We start from the raw sequence: 12,222 nt of genomic DNA on the forward strand, positions 1-12,222 counted from the left end.
AGCGCGGTGACAATTATGTTTAATAAAATGAAGCGTAGTAAAAAATACTAATTTGGTTGCAGAACCCTAAAAATTTTAAAATTAATTCACGCTAGGCTCTCCTTCTGATCTTATTTTTGACCCCATTATAGTCTATAAAATATTTCACACTTACTGAAAAGATATGTTTTAAGGCCTGATTGTTCAGTAAATCGGTGATGTTGTGTTTAAAGTCTTTGTTGATAATACGTTCAAAATTAACACCATTATTACGATATAAAACCGAAAGCTGACTGCCCGGAGCAAACCACCAGGAATACGATAAATCAGTGTTCCAGGAATAAAAGCTTGAGTTTTTATTCTTGGTGTATTGTGGATAAGACGTTAAAGTTCCGTTTTGCTGAAGTTCAAGGATGTCTTTATTTTCGGCATAAGACCAATATTGTCTTACAGCCAGATTAAGTGTCATCGCACTGTTTATGGCATATTTTCCGTTTAAAGTGTTCGAATAAGTAATAACATTTCGATTCGCAAAAACGATCGTTTCAGGAGTGTTGTCATTATCATCATCGTCAAAATCGTCAATATAACCTTTGTTGTTGTTTCTTCGAAGAAAGCTAAAAGCATAGGTTAGTAAAAGCTTATCGCTAAAACGGTATCGAGGTCCAACATCAACACCATAGGCCATTCTTCCTGCTTCGTCGGCAAAGATTATAAATGGATTTAAGTCCAAAGCAAATTTCTTGTTGTAATTAGTCGAAACACTTCCCCAGATTTCTATTTTTCTTGGAATGATGACATAGCGGTTTTCTGCTCTTGGTTCGTAATAATCATGTGAATTTAGAGGAAAAAGATCAATTCCGGCACCGTAAAAATTGTTTTTCAGAGTAGAAAGATTGACTTCTGCACTCACTTTATTATCCTGTACTTTTCCGGATTCTTTATTGAATTCGGTATACATATCATAATCAATTCTGAAAGTATTAAAGAGCTTTGTAGGGTTTAGAATGCGGTAGTTACCATTTCCGTAAAGATTGTAATAATTGGTGTAAAAATTAATCCCCATGTCGTTGGGATCGAAATTTTTAGAAACAAAATCAGAGCCAATACTATAGCGATAATTTCCGCTGGTTTCGGCAAAACGAATGGTGCTGAAAACACCATTTTTGTCTTCAGTATCGTTAATCAAACTGTATTTTACATTACCGGATAAGCTGTACGTGTTGGCTTTAGTTCTTAAATCCCAGGCCAGTGCCGTTACGTTGGCATCCCTGTAATGTCCATTTCGGGTAACGTTTGTATTGATAAGAGTCACGGAAGAATTTTTGCGAAAGCGCTGATCTAAAATCAATACATTATAATTGGTTAGAGGTTCAGCAACCACACGTCTTGTATCGCCTGAAAGAGTGTCTTTTATCGTGGCAAACGTTTTTTCGGTAACCGCATTTAAAATCCCGATTCCTAATCCTTTTTGGGTTCTTCCTGAAATTTTTAAAGCGTTGATGAGGTTCACATTTTGAACTTCTTCAATTATTTTTTCATTGTCATTTAAAGCGATGTCTATAGAAGGCTTACCTCCAATTCTTCTCGAATAAAACAAACCTCCCTTGTTGAATAAATCAGTTCCTTCTGTAAAAAAGGCCCTGTTTTCGTTGAATTGCTGTTCAAATGGACCTAAATTCAAAATCTGATCGTCGTATTTCGTTTGCCCAAAATCAGGAATCAGAATCGCGTCAAGAGTAAAAGCGTCATTAATACCGTACTTAATATCCATACCGCCTTTCAGTGTTCCATATGTTTTTTGACTGTCTGAAGCATTTAAATAATAAGAGGCGTAAGGCATAAAAAACAATCGGGTAGGAGGTTTTATATTGACAATTCCTTCCAGATTACCATTTTGCTGCGTGAATGTTCCAATTTTGGTATCAATTAAATTCCAGGTATACTTTTTACGTTCCCGTCTGATCTCCCTGTAGAAATTAATGCCCCAGGTTTGTTTGTCTGCGGCTGAAAAGCGTAAGGCGGCATAGGGGATTTTGATTTCAACGGCCCATCCTTTGTCATTCAGCACCGCTTTGCTGAGCCATACCGCATCCCAGGAATAGTCCTCGCCATTGGCATCTGTCATGATGCAGTCACCCTGTACATCTGCTGCCGATACAAAAAACTGAAAATTTTGCTGGCCATCGTTAAAGCCATTGATAAAAACACCAAACATATCGGAAGTTCCGAAATTATCACGCTGCGAAATTTCTTTTAAAATTTTAGAAGGATCATCGTGAAGTGTTGCGGCAATATAGATTGCATCATTATTGTACAAAACCCTGACTTCGGTTTTTTGACTGTCGGGAATAGGTTTACCGTTATCGGGCTGATACATTACAAAATCTGTGGCAGGAGAAACATTTTTCCAGGCAGGTTCATCCAGTTTTCCGTCAATTAAAATGTTTTCCTTAGTCAGTTCAGCCTGCAGTGTCTTCTTTTGGGCATGACACCAAAAAGTAAAAAAGAGAAAGCTGATAAAAACTAATTTTTTCATAGTATTTTAAAAAATAGAAGAATGGATATTGCGCTTTGGTTAACAGACCCTGTTTTTTTTCAAATGTTACAGTTTTAATTGAAATAAATGATTTTTCTGTATTTTTTGCAAGAAAAGTACGAAAAATCAATTTTTTATTCATCCTTGAGTAAACCTCCTACAAAAATATTTGTTTTTTGAACCAAATACTAATTTGTTAAGCTGATTCTGTTAAAGTTTCACCAAAAAAGGGCTGATTTACAGCCTTATATTTTGCCAGGTATATTTTTTTTATACTTTTGCCAAACCCAAACCTCTGTTTAACCTAAAGAAATTCAATGATTTACAAGATTTATCCATTACTGGTGTTTTTGCTGTTATCTTTTGGTAAAGATTCAAACAACACCTCCGAAGTTAAAAAAGCAGCTGTAAAAACTATTGCTAAAATAGAAACGCTTACAGTTGATTCGAAAATTGAGAGTATTTACAATACCTTAAATCCCAATCATTTTTCACTACCTGAGCTTAGAACTTTCTCTGAAGCCTTAAAAGGGTTTTACTTGTTGAAAGAAAGAGGCGTAATCCAAAAAGACATCCTGACACTTATCGATTTTAGCCTGTCGTCAAACACCAAACGTTTGTGGGTAATTGACTTGGCTACCAATACTGTTTTATTCAATTCTTTAGTAGCTCACGGTAGAAATACCGGAGAAGAATTTGCATCTAATTTTTCAAATGCCAATTCCTCTTTCAAAAGCAGCCTGGGATTTTATGCCACGGGCGAAGTATATAAAGGTAAACATGGTATTTCCTTACGCTTAGACGGATTGGAGAATGGAGTGAATGACAATGCACGCGAACGTGGAGTTGTCATGCATGGAGCTGATTATGTTTCAGAATCGTTTATCAGAAACAACAAACGATTAGGAAGAAGCCAAGGATGTCCGGCAATTCCAATGGGATTGACTAATGAAATTATCGAGATCATAAAAGACAAATCGCTTTTGTATATCTATCATCCATCCAGAAGTTTCACGATGGAAGAGAGGCTAATTTCTTAATTTAGCGTACAAATCCGAATCCAGATTATAAATGTCAGCTCTGAAAATGAGCTGATTTTTTTTGCTCCATGCCGTCCAGTACCATTGGTATAAGGCATATTTTTTTGTGATTCGAATGCTGGTTGTTTTTTTGGAAGCGATGATGGTGTCAATTTTATCTTTAGACCAATTTGTTGAATCTCCCAAAATATGTTCCGCCAGTTCCAGCGGATTTTCTACACGCACACAACCCGAACTTAAAGAGCGGTTGTTTCTTCCGAAATTATTTCGATGGTTCGTATCGTGCAGGTAAACACTATGATTGTTTGGAAATAAAATTTTCATTAATCCCAAAGCGTTATTGTAACCCGGACTCTGTACATAACGGTAATTTCCCGGTTTATTTTCGTTCCAGGCAGCAGGGGAGACTTCCTTTCCGGCAGTATCATAAATAGTAATATTTTTATTCGCCAGATAATTTCGATTGCGTTTCATTGCCGGAACTACATCTTCCTTTAAAATAGTTGGCGGTACCGTCCAGGTTGGGTTAAAAACCACCGTTCTTAATTTTGAAGTAATGATTGGGGTTTTTCTCTTACTTGTTCCTACGACAACATTACGCACCAGAGTTGTATCCTGACTTTCAACAACATTTAATTTGTAATCAGGAATGTTGATAATAAAGTAGTCTTCGGCCAAATCAGTAGTATACCATCTCCAGCGTTCTAAGTTGGCGATAATTTGATGTTTTCTTTTCTCTTTAGAAAAATTCAGGGCACTTATCGTTCCAACTCCGATAACACCATCAGCAGCTAAGCCATGTCTTTCCTGAAATTTTTTAACCGATTCGAAAGTTTTGTGGTCATAAATAGAAGTAAGACTGTCCTTTCCGGTCATGTCTTTCCAGAACAAGAGTCTTTTTTTGATGTTGATCAAAGCGGTGTTAGTATCATTTAAGGTGATTTTGGTAACCGATTCAATAGGTTGGATATCGTCATCGGGAAAAGTATTGATGATTTCCAGTGCTTTTAAAAGTTGTTTGTAAGGAGATGCCTTCGATTGAATGCCGTCTACAATGCTATCCAGTTTGTTTTTGTTGAATGCTTTTATCAGGACATTGTTTACGTCAAATGTTTTTTCTTCCAGATCCCAATCGGTGTATAGTTTTTTGGGGTCTAGTTTTCCTTTGTAAAGATGGTTGAGGTATTTTTCAAAATTATAAGTCAGTAAAACATCGTAGGTTGCCAGATCAGAATCACTTAACGAACTAATTTTACTTTCGAATTTTTGTAGTTTCGAAGCTTTGTAATCCTCAGGATCCAGACCCAATTGCCCGGCATCGGACAATTGCGACAAAACATAAGTTCTTTTTTTCAGGTTTCCCCAAACGGTCATGTTCTCTGATGAGTTGTAGAACAGTTTAAGTGTTTCGCTTTTAAAGGTACCAATCAGAGCGGTATCAATAGAAACCTTTCTTTCATCAGTAAGTATAATAGCCGGGGCGGCTTTTTTACCACCGGAATAACTTTTGGTGCTTCTTTTTTGCAACTAATGAATAAACATATTATAAATAAAAAGTAAAAATTCTTCATTCAATATTCTTTTAAATATAAAGTAATACGCGCTACAGTTTTTAATTCGAACTAAATTACCCGGGGATGGAAGATTGTTCTTTTTCTAAATGTACGATAGCGTTTTGATGTTAAATCAAATTGGCTTTATCTGTGCTGCAGTAGGTTTTGCTGCGTTAGATTGCGGCCTTTTCAGATTCTTTACTCTTTTGAAGCTTTTCTGTAAAGATTTTCCGGATTTAAATTTGATTTTCTCGGCAAATATAGGTCTGATTTTTTCAAATAATGTAATATTTCTTATTAATTTTTCATTATTTAAATAAGCCCGTTTAATAGGTCGTTTTTAAAGCTTCTCCTTCAAAGATACAACTTTCGGCTGATTTTTCCTTTCGAAGGTGGATTGATAATTGGAATAGATTTCTTTTGCTGTAGTTTCTTTCATACGAACCCCATTTTATGAGAAATAATTGATTTTATAACTTTTTAATTTTAAATAAGTTATCGTTAAATGTGATTTTTTATTGATTTTTTTTGCCGAAAAGCTTAGATTTTACTGAACTTATGCCTTATATTTGCACCACAGTAATGCGAAAGTAGCTCAGTTGGTAGAGCTCCAGCCTTCCAAGCTGGTTGTCGCGAGTTCGAGCCTCGTCTTTCGCTCTAAAAAAACCGAAATTTAATTGTTTCGGTTTTTTTAACAAAAATAAAAAATTATTGAATTTTGTTTTTTTAATGATTTAATTTTTTATATTTGCACCCTGTTAATGCGAAAGTAGCTCAGTTGGTAGAGCTCCAGCCTTCCAAGCTGGTTGTCGCGAGTTCGAGCCTCGTCTTTCGCTCTAAAGAAAACTGAGATTTAATTGTTTCGGTCTTTTTAGTAAAAATAAAAAATTATTGAGATTTGTTTTTTTAATGATTTAATTTTTTATATTTGCACCCTGTTAATGCGAAAGTAGCTCAGTTGGTAGAGCTCCAGCCTTCCAAGCTGGTTGTCGCGAGTTCGAGCCTCGTCTTTCGCTCTTAAAAAAGCCTCAAACAAATGTTTGAGGCTTTTTTCGTTTTTGCCTGTATTCAAGCGTATTCATGTAAAAAAAAACCAAATTCCAAATTTGATTGATAAACTGGAATTTGGAATTTAAAAAGATTGAATTTTTATTTCAGATTGCTCAGATCGCTGCCTGTCTCCAGTTCTGTCGGAGTTTCGTTTTGCAGGAACAAACGCGCCTGCAGGTTTCCTTTTAAAGTAATTGTATCGCCTTTTACTTCCAGCCAGCTGCCTTCTCTTAAGCCTAAAACCGGGATTGCGTTGAAAGCATGGAATTCCTTAATTCTGGTTTCCCTTGTTTCGCCCATATGTTTAGATTGTAAGTCAGGATCCAGATAATGTGGGTTCAGGTTAAAAGGAATCAGTCCTAAGGTTTGAAAACTTGGAGGGTAGATGATGGGCATATCGTTAGTGGTTTGCATAGAAAGGCCACAAATGTTACTTCCGGCACTTGTTCCTAAATAGGGAGTTCCGTTTTTTACAGTCTCAGAAAGAAGCTGCATAATATTGTGCTTGTAAAGCTGTGTAACCAGTAAAAAGGTATTTCCGCCTCCGGTAAATATTCCTTCCGCATTTTTTATGGCGTCTGTTGCATTTTCAAATTCGTGAATTCCTTTAACAGAGATATTGATCGAAGCAAAAGCTTCTGAAACCTTTGTAGTGTAATCGTCATGCGAAATGCCTCCAGGTCTGGCAAACGGAATAAATAAAATGCTTTTGCAGTCTTTAAAATGAGATTGTAAAGTAGGGAGTAAATACTCTAAATAGCTGCCTTCGTGAAGAGTAGAAGTGCTGGCAATGATGATGCTTTTCATATAATTTAAACTCAGGTTGAACCGGTTAAAGGTATTAAAAAACTCTCTTTAGAATGCTTCTTTGTGGGGTTTAATTAACATATTTTTACCAACTCCTTAGTATTAAATTTGGAGAACATTAAGATATTTTTACAGCTTTAAGAAAATCTTTAAAATTTTGTCGTCATGCACAGGTTCGTATGTTTTCTGATTCTCGCTTTAGGGCAGACCGCTTGGTCTCAGGCTCAGGACCAGACCATTTTAAACGGGCGAATTAGTGCGAATGTCAATGATCTCGAAGGGGTTTATGTGATCAATGCGCGGACAGAGGGGATGACAACAACCAATTCCTCAGGTGCATTTTCTATTGGTGCTAAAGCAGGTGATGAGCTTGTTTTTTCTTCGATACAATTCAAAGAAAGCAGAGTAGTATTAACGGCAGAAAATTTCTCAGATATCAACTTTGTTGTAAAACTTAATGTAGTAATGCATCAATTGCAGGAAGTTGTTGTTAAAAATTACAATAATGTAAATGCTGTTTCTTTGGGAATTATTCCAAGCGGACAAAAGGCATATACAGCAGCTGAGCGCAAATTGCGTACCGCGACAGATCTAAATGCAAAGGCAAATGCCGGAGGTATGGTTGGTGGTTCTGTTTCTGCCGATCCGCTGTTGAATTATTTTTCTGGACGTACAGCTATGCTTAAAAAAGAGGCAGTGGTAGAGAAAAAAGAGGCTTTTATGAAGCTGTTAGAAAAAATGTTTACGCTGGAGCATTTTGTAGAGCAATTGAAGATTCCTTTAGAATATGTAAAAGGATTCGAATATTACGTCGTAGATAATGATAGCTTTACGGTGGTTTTAAATTCTAAAAATAAGACTTCGACAGAATTTTTGTTGGCGGAATTAGCGGTGAAGTATAAAGAAATAATTGCAAGTGAAAATAAATAGATTTATAAGTAGTAGTCTGCTGTTGTTGTTAGTTCAGTTAGGATTTGCACAAAATAAGGTTTCAAAAGAAATTTCGGGACAGATTTTTGAGCAGTCTACGTCAGTTGAGTCCGTGAATATTATTAATAATACAACTCAGGTAACGGCTGTTTCAGATGCAAACGGAGGATTTTCAATTGTAGTAAAAGAAGGAGATGTTTTAGTGTTTTCGGCAGTAAATCTCGAAGGGTATAAGAGACGAATCACGGCTGACGATATGAATGCAGGTAGGCTTCAGATTAAAATGACAGCCAAAGAAGTGGAGCTGAAAGAGGTAGTAGTGAATGAAAATGCCAATATAACAGCTGAGAATTTAGGGATAATTCCGTACGGACAGAAAAAATATACCCCTGCAGAACGAAAAGTGTATACTGCGACTTCAACCTCGGTAGACAAGTTGCTTAACAAGATTTCCGGAAGAACAGCCATGCTTAAAAAAGAGGTTAATGTAGAGAAGAAAGAGGCGCTCTTTAGAAAAATGGAGTATCTTTTTGAGGAAAATTATTACACAGAAAGATTACGGATACCAGTAGCAGACATTAAAGGATTTCAGTTATATTGTGTGGATGATGCTGATTTTGCCGTATCTTTGAATACTAAAAACAAAACAATGAGTATGTTTTTGTTAACCGATCTAGCTAGAAAATATCTAATAATTCTCGAAAATGAAAAATAGCCTAACCTTATTGCTTATAAGCCTGATTTGTCAAATTACACTAGGACAAAATTCAAGAAAACCCATCCACGGACAAGTTACCAATAAATCGCTCGCCGTTGAAAGTGGTTTTGTGATGAATGTAAATGCCAATGTGAGAACCTTTATTGGTTCAGGCGGATTGTTTGATATCATGGCAAAACCTAAGGATACCTTGTTGTTTACGGGATTGGCGTTTCAGTCCAAAAAAATTGTGCTGACAGAAAAAGACTGTGCCGGAGTTCTGCTTTCGGTGCCATTAGATTTAATAAGTAATGAGCTGAAAGAAGTTTTGGTACATAAAGATCTAAAAGTAAAATCACTTGGCGGAGGTTCACAACAATATGTCGACATGCAGTTTGAAGATGATAAGCAGTCTACAGCCAAAAATATTACAATGTACTCTGATCAGACGATTAAATACGGTATGAACTTTGTCAGAATTTTTAAAGATGTTAAAAAGCTGCTTTCTAAAGATGATGATGATAAGGAAGAAGTTATTACGGATCTTGCTTTTATTGAATATTCCAGAGCCAATTTCAAGCCGAACTTTTTTACCGGTACTTTGGGGTTAAAAGAAGATGATATAGAATTGTTTCTGTTGTATTGTTCTAATGATCCGGAATCCAGAAAACATCTTGGTCCAGACCAGAAATTTGAATTGATTGATTTCCTGGTTAATAAAAATAAGGAATTTAAAAAAGTGAAAGTTTCTCAGTAATGAAAAATAAGGTAATCTATCCTTTAATAGGAATATTGTTTTTATCACTTTCTGCTTTCGCATTCCATAAGTTTTATGTGGGTGTTTTTCAGGTCAATTATGCCGCCGAAAAAAAGATGATTCAGATTACTTCCCGAATTTTTATTGATGACCTTAATAATGGTATGGAGAAAAAATACCATAAGAAAACATTCGTAGGAACCGATAAAGAAACCGAAGCAGATGTAGAGCTGTTAAAGAAATACCTTGCAGAAAACTTTATCATTAAAATAAACGGTCAGTCCAAACCCATTACCTTTTTGTCTAAAGAGATAGAAGCCGGTGATGTTTTGGTTTGTTATTCGCGAATAAAAGACATCGATAAATTTAAAACGATTGAAATCTCTAATACTATTTTAGTAGATTGGAATGCTGAGCAACAGAATATTACGCACATTACGGCATTTGGTAGTAAGAAAAGTGTTCTCTTTACCGAATCTTCCAGGAAAGAATTGTTAAAGTACTAAAGAATCGATAAAATTATTGATTTAATTGTTATTTTCACACCCTGACAAAATTACCATTACTATTTTATGAAAAAACTTTCATTATTGTTGATTTTTCCTGCAATGCTTATCGCTCAGGAAAAAACAGTTGCTCCAAAGCAACAAGGGAAGTACGATACAAACAAATTCAGCCAGATGTATGATCTGCTGGCTACTCCTAATATGTTTCGTACTGCTTCGGGAGCACCGGGGCCTGCGTATTACCAACAACAGGCCGATTATAAAATCGATATTGAATTAGACGATAAAAAATCAAGAATAGACGGGTCTGAAGTGATAACCTATTCTAATAATTCTCCTGATGTTCTGGAGTATTTATGGATACAGTTAGATCAGAATCAGGCCAGAGCCAAAACGCAAACCTCTTTGGCGGAAAGTGAAAAAATAAGCCCTGTTTTGCCTTTAGATGGTTTTTCAAGTAAATATTTGAAAAAAGATTTAGAGCGCGGTTTTAATATTGAACAGGTAAAAGACATAAAAGGAAACCCAATGTCGTATACCATCAATGAAACCATGATGCGTATTAATTTGGCAACACCATTAAAACCGGGTGAAAAAATCTCATTGGCCATAAAATGGTGGTACAATGTTAACAACTACAGAAAAGAAGGTGGCGGACGTTCCGGTTATGAATCATTTGATAAAGACGGAAATAAATTATATGTAATTGCTCAGTTTTACCCAAGAATGGCTGTATACAATGATGTTGAAGGCTGGCAGAACATGCAGTTTTGGGGAAGTGGAGAGTTTGCATTGCCTTTCGGTAATTTTGATGTAAACATTACAGTTCCTGCAGATCACATCATTGATGCTACCGGAGAACTGACCAACAGAGCGGAAGTTTTTACGCCGGAACAAGTAAAACGTTACGAACAGGCTCAGAAATCATTTGATAAACCAGTTGTAATTGTAACACAAGCTGAGGCAGAAGCAGCGGAAAAAGGGTTTTCGGAAAAGAAAAAAACCTGGAGATTCAGTGCTAAAAATGTACGTGACTTCGGAATTGTTTCTTCAAGAAAATTCATTTACGATGCAATGGCTGTAAAAATTGGAAACAGAGTAGTAATGGCCGAATCTGTTTATCCGAAAGAATCAAATCCGCTATGGGGAGAAACTTCCACAATGGTGGTAGCGCATACTTTAAAAAGCTATTCAGCACATACTTTTGATTACCCTTATCCAAAAGCAGTATCAGTTTCGGCAGAAGATCAGGGGATGGAATATCCAATGATTTGTTGGAATTATGGTCGTCCGGATGAAAATGGGGTGACCAGCAAAGAGGTTAAAAACGGAATGATCGGTGTGGTAATTCACGAAGTGGGGCATACCTTTTTTCCAATGATTGTAAACTCAGATGAACGCCAATGGAGCTGGATGGATGAAGGTTTAAACTCCTTTTTACAATACATGGCAGAGCAGGAACTGGATTCGAACTTTCCTTCAAGACGCGGACCTGCGAAAAATATTGTTCCGTATATGAGTGGAGATCAGAAGTTTTTAGAGCCTATTATGTCGAATTCTGAAACCATTCATCAATTTGGGAATAACGCTTACGGAAAACCGGCCACAGGTCTTAATATTCTGAGAGAAGTCGTAATGGGAAGAGAATTGTTTGACTATGCTTTTAAAACCTATGCCAACAGATGGAAATTTAAACACCCAACTCCTGAAGATTTCTTTAGAACGATGGAAGACGCTTCGGCGGTTGATTTAGATTGGTTTTTCAGAGGATGGTTTTATTCTACAGATTTTGTAGATATCGGAATCAAAGAGGTAAAACAATACTATGTTTCTGAAACCCCAACTGCAGATATCAAAGACATTAAAGTGAAAAAAGGACGTTTTGGATTTGAAAAAGGACCTTTTGTGTATTTAGTTGCCGGTGATAATGCCGAGGTAAACGCTTCGACTAAGAAACCACTAAAAGTAGAAGAGGTAAAACTATTGTCAGATTATGTGAGTCAAACCTTTACAGCAGAAGAAAAAGCAAGTCTGAAATCACCTAAATATTTCTATGAAGTTGAGTTTAGTAAACCGGGAGGAATGATCATGCCAATTTTGGTTGAGATTACTTACGAAGACGGAACAAAAGAGAATTATCAGTATCCGGCACAGATCTGGAGAAAGAATAACGACACGGCTAAAAAAGTGTATGCAACCGAAAAAGCAATCAAGAGCATTCAGATAGATCCGAAATTAATGACCGCCGATATTGATGTTACCAACAATAGCTGGCCAAAAGTAGAAGAAAAATCAAAATTTGATTAAAAATAAACCTGAAAATAGGGTTGTCTCATTTTTGAGACAGCCCTATTTTTTTTATAA

9 protein-coding genes and 3 tRNA genes are annotated in these 12,222 nt (G+C 36.2%); 9 read left to right on the plus strand and 3 right to left on the minus strand.

Annotation, left to right across the window (positions count from 1 at the left end):
• Window positions 1-91: 91 nt before the first annotated feature.
• Window positions 92-2,518 (minus strand): DUF5916 domain-containing protein, encoded by a 2,427-nt coding sequence (locus tag M4I44_RS08810; RefSeq protein ID WP_249967073.1) that lies wholly within the window; start codon window positions 2,516-2,518, stop codon window positions 92-94.
• Between the two features lie 317 nt (window positions 2,519-2,835).
• Between M4I44_RS08810 and M4I44_RS08815 the strand changes: the two genes are divergently transcribed.
• Entirely contained in the window at window positions 2,836-3,558 is a 723-nt protein-coding gene (locus tag M4I44_RS08815) for a murein L,D-transpeptidase catalytic domain family protein (protein ID WP_249967074.1), read from the plus strand.
• Here M4I44_RS08815 and M4I44_RS08820 read toward each other — a convergent pair.
• Window positions 3,547-5,085 carry a murein L,D-transpeptidase gene (locus tag M4I44_RS08820; protein WP_249967075.1) on the minus strand — a complete coding sequence of 513 codons (1,539 nt, stop codon included), beginning with the start codon at window positions 5,083-5,085 and terminating at the stop codon, window positions 3,547-3,549. The genes M4I44_RS08815 and M4I44_RS08820 overlap by 12 nt on opposite strands.
• 610 nt (window positions 5,086-5,695) lie before the next feature.
• Here M4I44_RS08820 and M4I44_RS08825 point away from each other — a divergent pair.
• The 3 genes from M4I44_RS08825 (at window position 5,696) to M4I44_RS08835 (ending at window position 6,127) form a co-directional block, all read left to right on the plus strand.
• Window positions 5,696-5,768: transfer RNA gene (locus tag M4I44_RS08825), tRNA-Gly, on the plus strand.
• Window positions 5,769-5,874: 106 nt separating this feature from the next.
• Window positions 5,875-5,947: transfer RNA gene (locus M4I44_RS08830), tRNA-Gly, on the plus strand.
• 107 nt (window positions 5,948-6,054) lie between these two features.
• Window positions 6,055-6,127 (plus strand) — tRNA-Gly (locus M4I44_RS08835).
• A gap of 133 nt (window positions 6,128-6,260) precedes the next feature.
• On the opposite strand, the gene pepE is transcribed toward M4I44_RS08835, so the two are convergent.
• Complete coding sequence (gene pepE, locus M4I44_RS08840) at window positions 6,261-6,968, minus strand: dipeptidase PepE (protein ID WP_249967076.1); 708 nt, start codon at window positions 6,966-6,968, stop codon at window positions 6,261-6,263.
• Between the two features lie 165 nt (window positions 6,969-7,133).
• On the opposite strand from pepE, the gene M4I44_RS08845 reads away from it, so the two are divergent.
• From M4I44_RS08845 to M4I44_RS08865, 5 genes are all read left to right on the plus strand, one after another.
• Window positions 7,134-7,898, plus strand: a complete 765-nt coding sequence (locus tag M4I44_RS08845; protein ID WP_249967077.1) for a hypothetical protein — start codon at window positions 7,134-7,136, stop codon at window positions 7,896-7,898.
• The gene (locus M4I44_RS08850; protein ID WP_051041443.1) at window positions 7,885-8,613 is read left to right on the plus strand and encodes a carboxypeptidase-like regulatory domain-containing protein; all 729 of its coding nucleotides are present in this window, start codon (window positions 7,885-7,887) and stop codon (window positions 8,611-8,613) included. The genes M4I44_RS08845 and M4I44_RS08850 overlap by 14 nt, the downstream gene beginning before the upstream one ends.
• Window positions 8,603-9,352, plus strand: a complete 750-nt coding sequence (locus tag M4I44_RS08855; RefSeq protein ID WP_017497045.1) for a hypothetical protein — start codon at window positions 8,603-8,605, stop codon at window positions 9,350-9,352. The genes M4I44_RS08850 and M4I44_RS08855 overlap by 11 nt, the downstream gene beginning before the upstream one ends.
• Complete coding sequence (locus M4I44_RS08860) at window positions 9,352-9,858, plus strand: DUF6702 family protein (protein WP_017497044.1); 507 nt, start codon at window positions 9,352-9,354, stop codon at window positions 9,856-9,858. Before M4I44_RS08855 ends, M4I44_RS08860 begins: the two co-directional genes overlap by 1 nt.
• 66 nt (window positions 9,859-9,924) lie before the next feature.
• Window positions 9,925-12,165 carry a M1 family metallopeptidase gene (locus tag M4I44_RS08865; RefSeq protein ID WP_249967078.1) on the plus strand — a complete coding sequence of 747 codons (2,241 nt, stop codon included), beginning with the start codon at window positions 9,925-9,927 and terminating at the stop codon, window positions 12,163-12,165.
• The last annotated feature ends 57 nt before the right edge of the window (window positions 12,166-12,222 follow it).

Origin of the sequence: Flavobacterium sp. B183, from assembly GCF_023539155.1 — a bacterium.
GTDB classification, from domain to species: Bacteria; Bacteroidota; Bacteroidia; order Flavobacteriales; family Flavobacteriaceae; genus Flavobacterium; species Flavobacterium tructae.

Excerpts from the sequence above, each read along its gene's own strand:
- M4I44_RS08810 (WP_249967073.1), bottom strand. The coding sequence starts at position 2,518 with ATGAAAAAATTAGTTTTTATCAGCTTTCTCTTTTTTACTTTTTGGTGT.
- M4I44_RS08860 (WP_017497044.1), top strand. The coding sequence starts at position 9,352 with ATGAAAAATAAGGTAATCTATCCTTTAATAGGAATATTGTTTTTATCA.
- M4I44_RS08845 (WP_249967077.1), top strand. The coding sequence starts at position 7,134 with ATGCACAGGTTCGTATGTTTTCTGATTCTCGCTTTAGGGCAGACCGCT.
- M4I44_RS08815 (WP_249967074.1), top strand. The coding sequence starts at position 2,836 with ATGATTTACAAGATTTATCCATTACTGGTGTTTTTGCTGTTATCTTTT.
- M4I44_RS08855 (WP_017497045.1), top strand. The coding sequence starts at position 8,603 with ATGAAAAATAGCCTAACCTTATTGCTTATAAGCCTGATTTGTCAAATT.
- M4I44_RS08865 (WP_249967078.1), top strand. The coding sequence starts at position 9,925 with ATGAAAAAACTTTCATTATTGTTGATTTTTCCTGCAATGCTTATCGCT.
- pepE (WP_249967076.1), bottom strand. The coding sequence starts at position 6,968 with ATGAAAAGCATCATCATTGCCAGCACTTCTACTCTTCACGAAGGCAGC.